17 protein-coding genes are annotated in these 14,556 nt (G+C 38.6%); 1 reads left to right on the top strand and 16 read right to left on the bottom strand.

Features of this window, described 5'->3' with window-relative positions; genetic code table 11:
- The 5 genes from DXC01_RS17110 to DXC01_RS17090 all read right to left on the bottom strand — a co-directional run bounded on the left by DXC01_RS17110 (position 1) and on the right by DXC01_RS17090 (position 6,270).
- Positions 1–714 carry a hypothetical protein gene (locus DXC01_RS17110; protein ID WP_147399641.1) on the bottom strand — a complete coding sequence of 238 codons (714 nt, stop codon included), beginning with the start codon at positions 712–714 and terminating at the stop codon, positions 1–3.
- A gap of 88 nt (positions 715–802) precedes the next feature.
- Positions 803–2,890, bottom strand: a complete 2,088-nt coding sequence (locus DXC01_RS17105; RefSeq protein ID WP_243111654.1) for a transglycosylase SLT domain-containing protein — start codon at positions 2,888–2,890, stop codon at positions 803–805.
- Between the two features lie 10 nt (positions 2,891–2,900).
- Positions 2,901–5,027 carry a hypothetical protein gene (locus DXC01_RS17100; RefSeq protein ID WP_005424169.1) on the bottom strand — a complete coding sequence of 709 codons (2,127 nt, stop codon included), beginning with the start codon at positions 5,025–5,027 and terminating at the stop codon, positions 2,901–2,903.
- Between the two features lie 69 nt (positions 5,028–5,096).
- On the bottom strand, positions 5,097–5,492 hold the full coding sequence (locus DXC01_RS17095; protein ID WP_226844683.1) for a hypothetical protein: 396 nt from the start codon (positions 5,490–5,492) through the stop codon (positions 5,097–5,099).
- 223 nt (positions 5,493–5,715) lie between these two features.
- Positions 5,716–6,270, bottom strand: a complete 555-nt coding sequence (locus tag DXC01_RS17090; protein WP_022388723.1) for a hypothetical protein — start codon at positions 6,268–6,270, stop codon at positions 5,716–5,718.
- 151 nt (positions 6,271–6,421) lie between these two features.
- On the opposite strand from DXC01_RS17090, the gene DXC01_RS17085 reads away from it, so the two are divergent.
- On the top strand, positions 6,422–6,667 hold the full coding sequence (locus tag DXC01_RS17085; protein WP_015525038.1) for a helix-turn-helix domain-containing protein: 246 nt from the start codon (positions 6,422–6,424) through the stop codon (positions 6,665–6,667).
- 311 nt (positions 6,668–6,978) lie between these two features.
- On the opposite strand, the gene DXC01_RS17080 is transcribed toward DXC01_RS17085, so the two are convergent.
- The 11 genes from DXC01_RS17080 to DXC01_RS17025 form a co-directional block, all read right to left on the bottom strand.
- Positions 6,979–7,200: a hypothetical protein gene (locus tag DXC01_RS17080; RefSeq protein WP_005424177.1), complete on the bottom strand. Its 222-nt coding sequence runs from the start codon at positions 7,198–7,200 to the stop codon at positions 6,979–6,981.
- A gap of 255 nt (positions 7,201–7,455) precedes the next feature.
- Positions 7,456–7,671, bottom strand: a complete 216-nt coding sequence (locus DXC01_RS17075; RefSeq protein WP_022388724.1) for a helix-turn-helix domain-containing protein — start codon at positions 7,669–7,671, stop codon at positions 7,456–7,458.
- On the bottom strand, positions 7,664–8,104 hold the full coding sequence (locus tag DXC01_RS17070) for a sigma-70 family RNA polymerase sigma factor (RefSeq protein WP_118699447.1): 441 nt from the start codon (positions 8,102–8,104) through the stop codon (positions 7,664–7,666). Before DXC01_RS17070 ends, DXC01_RS17075 begins: the two co-directional genes overlap by 8 nt.
- Positions 8,105–8,462: 358 nt before the next feature.
- The gene (locus DXC01_RS17065; RefSeq protein WP_158583648.1) at positions 8,463–8,741 is read right to left on the bottom strand and encodes a zinc ribbon domain-containing protein; all 279 of its coding nucleotides are present in this window, start codon (positions 8,739–8,741) and stop codon (positions 8,463–8,465) included.
- Between the two features lie 134 nt (positions 8,742–8,875).
- Positions 8,876–9,304, bottom strand: a complete 429-nt coding sequence (locus DXC01_RS17060) for a hypothetical protein (RefSeq protein ID WP_005424182.1) — start codon at positions 9,302–9,304, stop codon at positions 8,876–8,878.
- 2 nt (positions 9,305–9,306) lie between these two features.
- Positions 9,307–10,254: a ParM/StbA family protein gene (locus DXC01_RS17055; protein ID WP_005424183.1), complete on the bottom strand. Its 948-nt coding sequence runs from the start codon at positions 10,252–10,254 to the stop codon at positions 9,307–9,309.
- Positions 10,255–10,372: 118 nt separating this feature from the next.
- A complete protein-coding gene (locus tag DXC01_RS17050) occupies positions 10,373–10,936 on the bottom strand; it encodes a hypothetical protein (RefSeq protein ID WP_005424184.1) in 564 nt (187 codons plus the stop codon).
- Positions 10,909–11,088, bottom strand: a complete 180-nt coding sequence (locus tag DXC01_RS17045; RefSeq protein ID WP_226844680.1) for a hypothetical protein — start codon at positions 11,086–11,088, stop codon at positions 10,909–10,911. Before DXC01_RS17045 ends, DXC01_RS17050 begins: the two co-directional genes overlap by 28 nt.
- A gap of 375 nt (positions 11,089–11,463) precedes the next feature.
- On the bottom strand, positions 11,464–11,826 hold the full coding sequence (locus DXC01_RS17035) for a hypothetical protein (RefSeq protein WP_044925425.1): 363 nt from the start codon (positions 11,824–11,826) through the stop codon (positions 11,464–11,466).
- A gap of 85 nt (positions 11,827–11,911) precedes the next feature.
- The gene (locus DXC01_RS17030) at positions 11,912–12,862 is read right to left on the bottom strand and encodes a DUF1848 domain-containing protein (protein WP_005424189.1); all 951 of its coding nucleotides are present in this window, start codon (positions 12,860–12,862) and stop codon (positions 11,912–11,914) included.
- A gap of 600 nt (positions 12,863–13,462) precedes the next feature.
- Positions 13,463–14,425: a transporter substrate-binding domain-containing protein gene (locus tag DXC01_RS17025; RefSeq protein WP_118699446.1), complete on the bottom strand. Its 963-nt coding sequence runs from the start codon at positions 14,423–14,425 to the stop codon at positions 13,463–13,465.
- Positions 14,426–14,556 lie beyond the last annotated feature (131 nt).

The following is a 14,556-nucleotide window of genomic DNA, read 5'->3' as shown; positions in this document are numbered from 1 at the left end:
TTATTTTTTACAATGAAATTTCCGATATAATAACCACATTGCCGCACCCAGAAAACTCAAAACGCCAATAATGATTCCTGTTTTCTGTCCTGTTTTTTTCACAGTTGTCACCACCTCCGTATTTTTAATTCCTGAATCCGATTTTTCTGGATTTTGAATGTTATTTTGTTGATCTGTCTTGTTCTGCTTTTTCTCCGTCTGAACAGCTTCCACAAGCTCATTTTTCACTTTAATTTTCATTATGATAAGACCCTGTTCCGGAAGATTTTTATAGTTGTTATCAAATTCTGCAACATATTTCTGGTCATTCTGTGTTGCTTCCACAGATTTCAAGCGATAATTTCCGCTATTCACGGACAGGTTCCATTCAAAAAAAACAGAGGAATCCAAATCAATTTCTCTTTGAACTCCTCCATTTTCTTCTATTGTCACATGAACCTTTCCAGTGAATCCTTCAAAAATCTCTGCCCGCACTGCAATATTTGCTGGCTCAAGTTCTGTCCCAGAATACTCATCCTCCGCATTTACAGGATCCATCGTTTCAGTTTGAAGCTGCACCATGCCATTTTCATCAAACAATACATATTTCCCAGCCGGGTTCACTGTATCATACCCCCAGCCATCAGCAATAAATGTCCCATCTGACTGATAACCCTTGCCATCCTGCCAGGAAACAATCTGCGGCAAGTCCTCTGCCTTTTGTGCATATGCCACTTGGAAGGTTTCCAGGAAATATGTGAACAGCAATATTGCCAATACCAGTATTTGCTCTGTGCTCCTAATCTTTTTCACTGTATTTTCCTCATTTTTTTCCAACAATCCAGAACGCTCCTTCGCTAAGATCACGTCCATAGGATTTGATAGTTTCCACACTGTACACTTTTCCGGTTCGCTCTCTGCTTGCACAATCCGCTATCGTGATATAACCATCTCTGGTCACACCAGTCAATACGATAAAATGTCCGCTTCCACTTCCTGTAATCGTATAGGCTTCACAGATTTCTACAACCATCTTGCCTTCTTTAAGGGACTGCACGACGTAATTCATACGGTCCTTTCCGACTCTTTCACAAGTAAGTCCCCAGTGATAGGCAGCATTCGTCGGAAATGAATGAGACGTTCCCATGCCTGGCACATATTCTCCATTTGCAATGGAATAAGCACATGTCATCTGAGGTGTTACCGTCTGTCCAGTTAACGTTGAAATTATAATTGCCATAGATGTAGGTCCACAACCGGACGCACCGATCGTACTGGAGCCATAAGACATGCCTTTCCACGGTTCCTCTGTCTGATTAAAATAAACTACTTTTTTTACGCCTTTTCCGACTGTATCATATGTAATGATATCCCCTGAAGCATCTATATTTCCTGCAACAAAAGAATCTCCACTGCTCCCACCAGTAACAAAATCTGTCCAATGAAAAATCGTGGAAAGTGCATTTTTAACAGCATCTACGCCTTTTTGTAAATATTCCAACAATTTGATCACAATATCAAAGGTTGTCTTGTTTGTGACAAATTTATACTGATACCCGCTTCCGCCTGTAATCTGTGCATTCAAAAGCAACGCTAATGTATATTCTACTTTCTTGGATACTACTGTCCGGTTTTCCTGCCATGCATTTCCACCCTGTGCCAGAATCTGCTCATAGGTTGTTCGATCTATCTCACCTCTTTTCCCATTCACTTCCATACAATAAATGGTCTCCGTTGCTTCGCCTTTTCGCTCATCTGTAACTGACCAGTCAAAAAAACTATCCAGATGCTTTTCAACCGACTCTTTTAAAAGTTCATAGGATGTTTGTAATTTTTCAGTATCTGCATCCGATTTTTGAGCATCCTTTGCAGAACTTGAAGAAGTGGATGTTTGATGTTGCTGAATTTCAACATAGCCTAATACTTTTTTTACATATGCCTGCGTTTCCGCATATGGAGGAATCTGATATCCATATTTCATAACTGCTCCGGGCCCTGCGTTGTACCCTGCGATTGCCAGTTCCAATCCATTTGAATAGCCTTTAAACTGCTCAATCAGCTGGGAAACATACTTTGCTCCGCCCATAATATTCTCTCTGGGATCCAAAACATTAGATACCCCTAGAGATGCTGCTGTAGATGGCATAAGCTGCATAATACCAGATGCCCCTGCACCAGAAACAACATTTGGATTAAAGTCTGATTCTACTTTACCCATTGCGATCAACAACGCTGCCGGCACATTGTACGTCTGTGCCGCTTCATAAAAAAATGAGTCGTATGGGCTGGACAAGTTTGTGGACATATCAATCCCCAAACTATTTGCATAACCTAAAAAAGAAAAAACCGTACTGTTATCTTCGTTTTCCATCATCAGTACGGCAAGGTAATATCCAAGATTCCTTTTCAGCTTCGTTTCATATTCATCCACCACAACCAGCTCATGGCCTGCATATTTTTCTGCTTTGTCCTGGTCAATTTCTTTTAAAACAGCCTTGTGCTTTTTGTTTATTATTTTCAAGATTTCTTTTTTGTAATCTTCCTGCTGCAGAACTTCTTCAACCCGGTCACGTATATTCGTAAGCTGCGTAGATTGAGCTTCATTCGCATACGAATCTGCATTTGCAAATCCAAGATAACTAAAAATAATTCCTATCATATTTGCAATAATAAACATCCAGAGAAAGCAAAACAGGAAAATAGAAACGAGTATTTTCCAAACAGTTTTATTTGATACCAATGCCCCGATCACAGTTCCAAGAGGACCTGCAAGGGCTGTTCCTGCTGCCATTCCTGCTGCTGTTCCTCCAGCTGCTACTGCCGCTGTTGTTGCATATGCAGTTTGAGCAGTATGTGCAATAATTTCTGTGCCTTCATCCAGAGGGGACGAATTTTTATCTTCTTCTGCCATTTTCATCCCCCTATCTGAGTCTGTCCGAACCTTTTTCTTTTAATTCTGCTCTCGATTTTGGAACTTCACGTATTCTACGGGTATCTGGTCTGCTTCTTTTTAAGGAAATATCTCCTGTTGGAATGGATCCCGAAACATTCATAAATCCATCAGCTGCCATACCTGTTTCATCAGCTACAGGCTGAATATCATCTTCATTTTGCATACCAGGATCACTCAATTTCGTGTTTTCAGCCTTTAGCGGATTTCCTGCTGTATCTACCAAAATACCCATTGCCGATTTCGCATAAAAATCGGCCTCATCTGTTTCTTCATCCAGATCTTCTCCTGTATCCATAATTCCATCTGACTGTATTCCATTTTCAGACATGGATTCCATTCCTGTCGGCATAGAATTTTCATTATAATTCATCCCTGCTCGTGGTGCAGCATCAAACCCAAACACAGACGAAGTACCAACTTCATCCAGGATACCTTTCTCCTGGTTCACAGAAGATACCCCATTCCCCTGAAGTGCAGACATTATTTCTGATCCCAGCCCTTCTCCTGCATTCGAAACCTCACCAGATACAGAAGAATTATACGCTGTTCCTGTTTTTCCATAGGACATACTTTCCTGGCCAGTCATTTCAATGCTTCCGCTTTCCAGATCCATTTCTGAATCAAAATCACTCATTTCCTCTTCAACCGGATAATCGCCCATCTCTCCAAGAATGCCGTGCTCACTTCCACTTTCGCTGAATCCGTTGGCGGATACATTGCTCGCAGCCGGAATTGCAAGATCCTGTTCACCTCCGGAAACGTCCAAAAGAGTCTCTCCTTCAGAATTACTCTCTGAAACAGCTCCCGCAAATGCTTCTGCATCATCTTTCACACTCATAGCATTAATTCCAGACATAGTTTCTGATGTAGCAGACATAGAATCTATATTGCCATTTACATGATCTCCAGATCCGAAATCCATCTCTGCCGTATCGCTGCTTCCCGTTGTCATGCCAAGTTCCTCAAAAACAGTCTTATTTGCCGGAGAAACTTCATTTTGTTGATTTCCTGGACCAGGCGGACTTTCTTTATCAAAATCTCCATCTGAAGTCATATCATTTATATCCATTGCATTTCCGCCATTAGGAGTCATTGGGATTGGCCCAGTAAAATTGGTTGTCATTCCATCCGACGATCCCATATCTGTTCTGGTTCCACCGACATCTCCTGTTCCACCAGAGCCAGAAGCTGTCCTTGCTGCCTGAGAGATGATCCTGCTCGCTGCAAGCATTGCTCCTGCTGCTCCCATTCCAGGAGCCGGACGGCCAAGGTTCACTCCAAGCGATGCCATATAGGAATCAAGTTTAAATGTGATCTTACAAAATCCTACCAGACAAAGTGTAGCTGCGAAGAATTTCGTAAACCCATAACTGCTTGCCATCATATTTCCGTAACCAGATAAAAACATCTTCATGCACCAGGCATTTAATATAACAAGCACTACTTGCCCTCCAAACATCTTGCTCCATGAAGCCAGGATATTATTTGTTGCTTTAGAACCACCGGTTGCAAATGCAAGAGGTGCTGTGTAGGAAAATACACCAAGCAATACATAACGTTCAGCAATGACCATTAACATCTTAAAATAGTTCCATGCTACAACAAACTGCATGATCAGCATCAAAACCGAAATGCTAAGGCTGCTGATTCCAAGTGTATCTGTAACACCTTCCAGAGTTGATACATAGCCTGAAAAGCTAGCGACCTTGACCTTTGTTCCTACAACCCATTGATATGGCGTTCCCGCAATTCTCAAAATGTAGTCAACCAATGGTTTCGATCCGGCAAGAAGAAATAAAGAAATGGCCGACCGACAGATAAGTTCTATTGGTTCTTCTGCATTTACCCCTGCTTTTCCACCAAACATGGACTTAAAAAGCTGCCATACAAGAATCATCAAGAGGATTGCAATTCCTGTAGGAACAATCACATTTTTGTATAGGCTCCCCACTACTGAAAACAATTCTTCAAATAATGAAAGATTACAGGACAGAAGTTCTGTAAACATATTTGTGATCAGTTCCATCATATCCACGATAAACTGACTGCACATTTCGCGAATGGCATCTACCAACAGCTCCAAAAGCCAGCTCATGTTTTATTCATATCCATAAGAGATACCCTCCTTTCAAAAACCGGGAGAGCACCGGTAAGAAATCATACATCAGCCCGTAAACATACTTTTCGGAATAATTTTTTCCAAATATGTTACAATGGCACCCAGGGTCATAAGTGCAGCCCAGCATACAACAATACGTTTCAGCCAGGATCTTGACTCATCCACGGTTCTGCCCGATTTGGAAAAATTCATTAAAAACAGGCACACCGCAGCACATACCACCGCTGCTACAGTAGCAATACCGGCCACATCTGTATATACTGTCTGCATTGCATTTTTTGCTGTTGCAAAGATATCTGACGCATAAACCGGAATGCCTGTCAGTGCAATTACATTAATTCCCAGATACGACATAAAGAAAATACGGGGAATCATCTTTCTTTTCAGATTTCCCGGTGACAGATAAACCTTCTGTTTTTCTTTTTTTAATTTTCCTGCCATAAAAATCCCCCTTTCCTGATAGGCTCCGAAGTCACACTTCAAGGATCAAGTTTTCGGGCAAAAAAAGACAGCCGTTATAAAAACAGCTGTCTTTAATATAAAATTCTATGGCTCTCCATGCATGATACGCATGCACAGAACTTTACGCTAACATTGTATAAATTCTAAAATCAGATGTCAATATCAGTGCTGTTGCAATACAGATGCAATACTGTCGCATCCATTATTTCCTGTATTCATCAACCATTTCTTCCAACAAATATTCCCTCACCTTTTCTTGATTATCTTCAAGCTGTTTCTTCAATGCTTCGATTTCTTTTGAATGATCCGCTATTTTTTCTTTTTCATACAGATTAAAAATAAAATTAATTTTTATAAGATCATTGTGTGCAGAAAAAAAACATTGTTCTGAAAATTCCATCGCCTGTGAAAGAAAATTTTCGAGTGTTCCATCGTCCCCTTCAGTTTTTATAAGAAACCGTCCACAACATCCCAATGTTGCAGTATGCTCTTCTTCATCAATGTTCAAAATCATATCCCAGCCCTGTGCATATGCTACCTTCTCAGCCATAGGATACAATTCCGAAAGCAGGTAACAATAAGCTTCATTACTCCTCGATTTTACATATTGCGATTCTTCCAGTTCCCTTTGTTTATTCGTAATATCCAGGATCTCACTGTCCCACTCTGATTTACCTGGTTTCCAAAAATCTTCATTCTCAAGTAGTGCATCTAACTCTTTTTCCGAATCATCAAGATACAACGCTTTACGTTTCATTCTTCCTCCTCTTTCACACCCTAATACCAACTCAATTACTATATCATTTTTTCTCATTCTTGATCAGTATAGCGGACAATATTATATCGCGTTTTTTCATACAATAACATCAGCATTTGACACCTATACTGGTCAATGGAGGATGACTTTTATGGAGCAAAAATTAAAATGTGACGTATATATTGGTAAAAATCTTCGCCGTCTTCGCGAAAAATTTGGATTATCCCAAGAAAAGCTCTGTGCAGAATTACAGTGCAGAAATTGCGACATTGGTCGCTCTACTTATGCCAAATATGAAAACGGTGAATTAAATATCCGAATCAGCGTCCTTATGGAATTAAAAAAGATCTATAACTGTTCTTATGATGAATTTTTTGATGATCTTGATTCCCATTAAACACAAAAATCAATAGTTTCTGGATCACAGTTCCAAAAACTATTGATTATATTATACTTCTTTTATTCGTATTTGCATACCTAATTCTGTAGTGCACTTATTTAATCTGCAATCAGGAGCATTTCTTCTCTTCTACTTTATTTTCCGCTAATCCTGCAATTCCATCTGGCCTGCTTGTTTCCATGTTTTGGTTGGAATTCCACATTTCTCCAGTTCATCCTCATATCTGATACCATTTTTTCTTTCAGAGAGACCAAAAAAGTACTGACTGACGCCAATACTTTTTTGATCCAGGATTATATGCTCCTTTGTCATGCCACCAATGCTAGAACATTGGCTTCTCTTCCATAGTGATCAATACAATACCGTACTGAATCTGTTTCGAATTTTACATAGTCTTCTGTCTGTTCAATAATTTGCCGTACTCTTCCTGTGGTTTTCCAGATACCATTCTGACAATATCTTGCTTTTTGTCCTACCGTTAATGGAAGAATTAGGTTCCCATGTGCCATGATCATCGGCTTCGTCTTCATTCGTGCTCCTCCTTTCTTTGAGATTTACCTTGTCAGAAATATTCCTCCTTTCCTCCAAAACGCAAAAAAAGACACTGACTATTCATAAAAATAATCAATGTCTTTCTGCTTTTTCGATAACCGAATATACTTCAGTTTAAATTATCCTTCCAGCAAAAAGCCGGAACAAAAGTTATATATTTCCGCAACCAGCAGAAATAAATGTTATACATTTATATCATAACCACATCCTATCACTGTGTCAATACTCATTACTTAATCCAGATCATTTTCTGCATTCCATTTTTCAAACGGAAATTTAAAAATACAACTAATCACACAACATACAAATTCCTGGTACAAATCATCATCAAAACCAGTATTCAAATTAGCATATTTAAGCATCAGGGGACGATACATTTCTACAATCAGCTGTATAGCTTCCCTTTCGCTCATTCTCGCTCTACATAAAACCCCTACAAAATCATCCAAAGTTATCTCCCATCTGTTTTCGTATTTTTCTGATTGCATTGTAATAGCTGTTTTCAGCCTGTTTTGCTGTCATATTCAAAATACCTCCAATATCATCGAATGATTTTACATATACTATACGGAGCATTAATACTTTCTGCTGCAGTTCCTTCAACGAATACAGAGAAACATAAAGAACAGGATCATTGATTTGATCCAGAAAAGAATTTACATTGATTTCATCACTCAGAACCATATCTACATTTAAATCCATCTTATCAAACAGGTCTTCTGTCTGCTTTTGTAAGATTTCATCTATTCCTTCATCATCCATGGCTATTTCATTATCCAGAATCTTGCCTTTTTTTATTAAGTACTGCTTTTGTGTATTCTTAATTGCAGTCTTCACATAAGCACTAAATTCCTTTTTCAGTTCTTTTTCTGTTTTTGTCATATCCGCATTCCTCCAAAATGATCTAGTGTATACAGTAATCTCTGAAGGAGGTGGTCTTGCAATACAGACATAAAACAGGACTGCCGGAAAATTACTCCAGCAGCCCACGCAAATCAAGTAATTTATACCCTTTCTAATTTTAATACCGATGCCCTTCCAATCTTTGAGCCCGGTTTAATTAGTATGGTAAATTATTTCACCCCGGGAAGTCGGTTCTAATCCATCATTTAAAGTCAGCTTTATGAATTATACTATTTTTCGCAATCTATTTCTTACTTTTCACTGTATTTTCACAATCACATATGAATTTTTATGCATCTGAATATATTTACAAGCTATTCTCTTATTTTCTCTGTTTTTATTCCTGTAAAAAATCATTTATATCACCATCAAAAGAATCTATCTCATCTGCGGCAATATTATCTGTTTTTTCAAATGCGCGATCAATTTGTTCCGAACTCATTTCTTTTTCCTGCTCCTGTTCAATGTATCCCGTCAGCTGTTCTTCTGACAGTCCCTGCTGAAAAAGATAACCGCATTCCGGACATATCCTGACTTTTTTTGATATCTCAGAATCACACTCAGGGCATTTTTTTCTGCCCTTTTCCTGAATTGCCAGATATACAATATCCAACATAAGGAAAACACTTCCTGCAAACCCTATCCAAATATCTGTTTTAAATCCTGCAGCCCGACATGCATAACCAATCAGCTGCACTCCACATATACCGCTTAAAATTTGCACTTGTTTACTACGCACCCACATACCTCCTATTCCAGATCTTCAAACATCTTGTAATTATTTTTTATCAGAAGAACTTCTGCTTCGTCTGCTTTACAATCACCTTCCAGATTTACAAAATGATCTTCCTGCAAACTCTTTTCCAACAGCTGCTGCTCTGAATGATCTTTCTGTATATATGTCCCGTTATCATTTCCAGCATCACTTGCTTTTGCTACAACTGCTGTTTTTTTATCATTTTCTGGCTTTGCTTCTGGTAACAGCTGTTCAGCATCTATTTCCGGAAACACATACGAAAGCAAACTTTTGCCGGACATTTTCCAATATGCCAAAAATGCCCGTACAATGTATTTTGCTTTATTATGCCCACAGGAATTTAAATACTTTACAACCAGCCTGTGCATTTCATCTGTTTCATCAAACCGAAGATTAAAACGATATTCGTCTTTCTTTCCCATTTTTAATCCTCCCGTTCTTTAGCTTCTATCTGAAACTGCAATTTGTATCCTTTAGCATTTGCCTTAGGATCATTAATAATAAAATACTCCCCTTTGAAGCGTTCCCAGACTACCTTGATAATTTCAGACACCAGAATGGCTCCTCCACCCATGAATACAGTCTGTGTTGTTCGAAAGTCAATGCCAAGCTCACGGAACGTTCCGAGCAATTCCGTTACATATCCAATCGTTACCTCCCGGACTCGTTCTTTAAGTTCCTGCATATATCCTGTGTTTTTTCCAAGAATGATGTTATCAATATCTTCTTCATCAAGTGCAATGCTGTATTTTTGGCGTATAGCAGCCCGAATTCTGCCATACAGACATATCACGCCACTTTCCAGAGAATCAACGTGTTCCTTCTCCAATCTTCCGTATCGGAGGATCATATAATCCACCGTAAACCCACCAATATCAATAACAAGAACTTTCGGAAGTTCGGTCAAATGACGTCTTGCTGCCAGCACACAATATGCAGCATAGGCCTGCACATACACTTTCACCTCATGAATCAAAATCTGATAAGAGGTACCGCCATACTTAAAGCCAACCACTTTGCCATCTCTTTGGAAATACTGCTGAAACTTTTTTCGGTACTTTCCGTAATGTGCCGGTGGTAATCCTACCAGAAGTTCTATCTCGATCAGCTCATTAGGTGCTAAAACCGCCTCTTTTTTCATCGTATCCAATTCTTTTGCAATGGCAATCAATGTAAGAATGTAATAGCGATCATCTTCTGTCTTGTCTTCCATGTAAGATATCCTTCGGTTTGTTGTCCTGTAATATTTTCCACCAAATTCAATCACTTCATCGTTTTCTCCAGGAATCGTATCCAATACATCTATTCCTGAATTAAATTCATAATGTTCTGTTTTAATCATCTTATTACCGGTGTCAACTGATATAACCATATCTGTTCTCCTTTCAAAATTCCGAATTTTTATGCGTCTTTTTGTACGTCTTTTCAGCTTCAATATAATTTTTTCGGAATTTCTGTGTCAACAGAATCGCAGAAAAATTTTTTGTACCTCATATTTCCTGAAACTCTTCGCTAAACTGCTTCATCATTTTTTCACATTCACCTTCACAGCCCCAAAGTATACTTCCAACTGCCTCGAATGCCTGATCTCTCCACCGGAAATAAGTAGTTCTGTGAACCCGTGTAAGCTGAGGACAATGTGGTTCCAGTTTATCAAGGATTTCCTCTACATTTTCTGCTTTGTAAGCCGACATATAACTGTAATAGAGCACCCAATAATATCTCTCGCCCTGCGGATGATATTTTCTCATCAGATCAACGGACTCATCCATCAGTTTTAGAAATTTATTGGAATGATTAATCGACTCCACCCGTTCCTTTTCACTTGCAAGATCCGTATCTACATCCATGCCCGCCTGATATAAACTGTCCAAAAATTTATCTACATCGGTTCCATACTCTAACTGAAAATGTCTTTTGACCTGATTAATCTTAATCTGCATTTTCCAATTTACCGAACGATAAATTTTAAACAATTTCTCCACGTCATGATATGCCGTATTTTCTTTTCCCTTAAATTCCTCTGTTATAATGCCTGATCTTCCTTTTGGCATTTCTTTCCACCTTTCTTTCCATATTTTTCATTATAGAACCTCTCCAGTTCAGCATCTGCCTCACTCGCCTTGACCAGACAGCAATATAACCCCGTAATAACACATGCCAATACTACCAAAATCACTAAAACTATTTTCCAGATAATAAGCATCCTCCTCATCAATTATTTTCCCCTCTGTATAGAAAGAATAAAAAAAAGTACCATTTTCTGTAAAAAATAAAATTTTTTTGCAACTTTTTTAAGATTTTTTTGGAATCACACAAAAAACTGCTGTTATCTATGATTTTCACCTATAGATAGCAGCAGTTTTAAACAATTTGATTCTTTTCCCAATAGTCTCAATGCCAACAATCATATGAATTTTTCTAAACTTTATGCTCTGGAGCCTGACTAATACTTTTGACAGTTTTCCAAGACGTAAGAAGTAAGTGATATGCTTTAAAGTACAATCCGACGCCGTTATCTTTAAAACACACAATATACAATTCTCCATTACATCTGAGAATTTCTACCTCATGAACAAATCTATTTGATTCCACAAGATAGGCCGTATCTCCCGCTTTCATCTTCTCTCGCTCCTACACTTAGTATTTCATTCATTCTTTCTAAAATCAGAAGACCTTTATGATCCACAAACGTTTTATCAGAGGCATTTTCAGGAATTTCTTCCTTTACAAGCATTGTAAGCAATGCCGTACAGAGCTCATAATCAGCTTCCGGAACACGTTTCAATTCTTCCACCAAATCAATCGGTTCTGTGATCAGATAGTCCGTATAATTGCTTTTCCAGTCTCCTGTTGCAGCTAATAATCTCTCATACTGGTCCTCATACAGATTTTTTTGATTCAGCAATAATTGAATTTTCTTTAGTTTTTCACTTTTTCTCAATTTACTACACCGCCCCATTTTTCGAATGTATGTTCTTTCTTAATCTTATCACATTCTCTTTCAATAAGCCAGCTCTAATTTATTTTCATATAAAGAACCCATTCAAACTAATCTGTCCATTTATCCAGCTTTTCTGCACTGCTTTATGAACCTTGTCATTTGGCATATCATCACCTATCAAAAATGCTGATTTCGGATTATGATTTATACGATTAAGGCGCACACTTTTTTCATCATAATTTGCATAACAATACTTGCACATATGCGGACAACTATTATAAGCACCAATATCATTTCCCAAATAACATGCACACTCTTTTCTAAGGAATTGTTTTTTCGGCATGTCAAGTGACATATGAATGGCATTTTCATAAATCTGCTGTGTCATACAGCCATTACAGTCTGCTCCAAATGCAGCAAGTTCCGTTCCCTCCCCACAAGGCCGCAAAATCATTTTGTGCTCTGTGGCAATACGTGTCATACGTTCCCCAAGATATTTTCTCTGCTCTTTGGATACCATTTTCACTTCTGGAAAATTCCTTTTTACTTTCTGGTATAAATCAAGAAAACTTATCACGCAATTTTTTGTATACCCTTGTAAAGCCGCAGATATGCCCTCAAACTGTTCCAAATGATACTTGACAGTATATTTGTCATCGATAAAAATCGGATCGTATCTCCAGCCAATATGCTCTTCTCCTACAATTTCTGATATCTGCAGAAATGCTTCAATGATTTTTCTTTTACTTACAATTGTTTTAAATAATCCTGGTTCGATGTCTGCTTCATATGGAGTGATTGTGATATACCAGTATGTCCTGTAAGATTTCAGCAAATCCATATACTTCAACATAGGGACTGGATTTTTTGAACAGAATACAATCAAATCAACGACTTCAGGATCAAGGCTATATTCTGTAACCTGTAAAGGATCATAGGGATTTCTCACTCGAACATACCCTTCACGGATTCTATTTGTAAACCATTCGGAATAAAATGCAGGTATATCGGTTCTCATACTTGCATGTATAATCATCCTGCGCTCTCCTCTCGCGGAAGATAAATATTACAATATTATTACAAAAAATCTTTTATGAAGCAGACATTATTTCCGTCTGAAGCATAAAAGATTTTTTTAATGGTTGTATTAAATTTAACTTCATATTACTTAAAAAATAGATAATTGCAAATTCGTTTTCCAATGCCATGCAAATTTAAAAAAAAATGTTTAGGTTGTTTTCCGACGATAATTTTGACCACAGTCTTGTTTCTACTCAGGCATATTTCTTACCACTGAGTACCACTTATCGTTAAATGCTCATAAGTTCAAAATTCTTATAAAGCCTGTATTTATGCGGTTTTTCAACAATACCGAAATTTCACTAATGCATCATAGGGCTCATACCTTTACTACTCATAAAACTCCTTATTTCACACGGCTTTACGCCGCCTTTATCTTAAATCTGACCATGTTTTGACACAGTAGAATGTTTTATGACTGTGTCAAAAACATGGTCAGACAGTGGTTAGTTACATTTTTGAAACTTATTAAGTTTAACATAAATAATTAATGAGTTCAAGGTATCGTAATGAGAAAAATTTAGGATTTAATTCTGTAATAAAAATGGCGAGATGCTTATCGTAACGCAACGACAGCAGAACTCTGCACAAATTCTTCCTGCTCTGCATACCACTTTCCATCACTGACAGGCATTACAAAATCCACTTCTCCGTTTTTCAGGCAGTCCAGCATTTCCTGCTGGTCATCAAAGCATCTGTAAATGATCTCCGGATCATAATCACCGGAAAGTGCATCAAACAGATCCGGTACGATGTCCGACACAAGGCCGGTCGCAGATCCGTCCTCTGCCTTATCGCAATATGGCAGATAGTCTGCCAGGTAGCCCACCGTTATCTGAGCATGTTCCTTCATCCACTGCTGTTCCTGCTGCGAAAGAAAAACACTGACCGTTGTTTCTGTATAATATTTGTTTCGCAGCTCATCAACTTCCACCGCATCCTGCTCATTCATAATGGACATTGCCATATTCAGTTCACTGAGCAGATCCTCCCTTTCCTTTGCAGTGCACAGATAAAAAAGCTGCTTGCCGATCTTTTCGACAGGAGTGATACCAGAGTAAGAAGAAACCACATTATCGGCACTTACAAACCCATCGATCTGCTGTTCATTAAATACCCTGGCACATTCCGTAAGATCCGAATAATATTCAATCTCAATATCGGCACGGTGTCTGGCTTTCCATTGTTCCAGTGCTGCAGTCATACGCTGATCACCTTTGAGCGTACCGATCTTCTTGCCACTGTATGAGGCAATGTCGCCGCACTGCATGGAGCTATCATCCGTATCCTTATAAATATAAAAAGTCTCATTCAGCATTTCACTGTCCGGATAGCCGATCTGATCCACTCTGTCCTCAGAATAAGCCACACCTGCCATCAGATCGATCTCGCCGTCCTTCAGCTTTTCGAACAGTTCATCCCATTCGCCATAAACATACTCATATTTCCAGCCTGTATAAGATGCAAGTTTCTGAAGATATTCGTAACTGTATCCGCTTTTTGGAGACCTGTCATCCATACCTTCCTGAAAATTATTCGAAAAATAATAGCCTACTTTTACGGTTTCCGCACTTTGCGCAGAAACATCTACAGTGAACTACTCGGCAACAAGTTACCAGAGCATCTGAAATCTGGCGGGATACCGCCTTT

Origin of the sequence: Blautia sp. OM07-19, from assembly GCF_003481595.1 — a bacterium.
In the GTDB taxonomy this organism is placed as follows: Bacteria; Bacillota; Clostridia; order Lachnospirales; family Lachnospiraceae; genus Blautia_A; species Blautia_A intestinihominis.
This window is presented reverse-complemented; position numbering and strand designations above follow the sequence as displayed.

Bases quoted from the DNA above. Each gene is read 5' to 3' on its own strand.
- DXC01_RS17105 (WP_243111654.1), bottom strand. From the start codon at position 2,890: ATGGCAGAAGAAGATAAAAATTCGTCCCCTCTGGATGAAGGCACAGAA.
- DXC01_RS17100 (WP_005424169.1), bottom strand. From the start codon at position 5,027: ATGAGCTGGCTTTTGGAGCTGTTGGTAGATGCCATTCGCGAAATGTGC.
- DXC01_RS17095 (WP_226844683.1), bottom strand. From the start codon at position 5,492: ATGGCAGGAAAATTAAAAAAAGAAAAACAGAAGGTTTATCTGTCACCG.
- DXC01_RS17090 (WP_022388723.1), bottom strand. From the start codon at position 6,270: ATGAAACGTAAAGCGTTGTATCTTGATGATTCGGAAAAAGAGTTAGAT.
- DXC01_RS17085 (WP_015525038.1), top strand. From the start codon at position 6,422: ATGGAGCAAAAATTAAAATGTGACGTATATATTGGTAAAAATCTTCGC.
- DXC01_RS17080 (WP_005424177.1), bottom strand. From the start codon at position 7,200: ATGAAGACGAAGCCGATGATCATGGCACATGGGAACCTAATTCTTCCA.
- DXC01_RS17070 (WP_118699447.1), bottom strand. From the start codon at position 8,104: ATGACAAAAACAGAAAAAGAACTGAAAAAGGAATTTAGTGCTTATGTG.
- DXC01_RS17065 (WP_158583648.1), bottom strand. From the start codon at position 8,741: ATGTTGGATATTGTATATCTGGCAATTCAGGAAAAGGGCAGAAAAAAA.
- DXC01_RS17060 (WP_005424182.1), bottom strand. From the start codon at position 9,304: ATGGGAAAGAAAGACGAATATCGTTTTAATCTTCGGTTTGATGAAACA.
- DXC01_RS17055 (WP_005424183.1), bottom strand. From the start codon at position 10,254: ATGGTTATATCAGTTGACACCGGTAATAAGATGATTAAAACAGAACAT.
- DXC01_RS17050 (WP_005424184.1), bottom strand. From the start codon at position 10,936: ATGCCAAAAGGAAGATCAGGCATTATAACAGAGGAATTTAAGGGAAAA.
- DXC01_RS17045 (WP_226844680.1), bottom strand. From the start codon at position 11,088: ATGCTTATTATCTGGAAAATAGTTTTAGTGATTTTGGTAGTATTGGCA.
- DXC01_RS17030 (WP_005424189.1), bottom strand. From the start codon at position 12,862: ATGATTATACATGCAAGTATGAGAACCGATATACCTGCATTTTATTCC.
- DXC01_RS17025 (WP_118699446.1), bottom strand. From the start codon at position 14,425: ATGGATGACAGGTCTCCAAAAAGCGGATACAGTTACGAATATCTTCAG.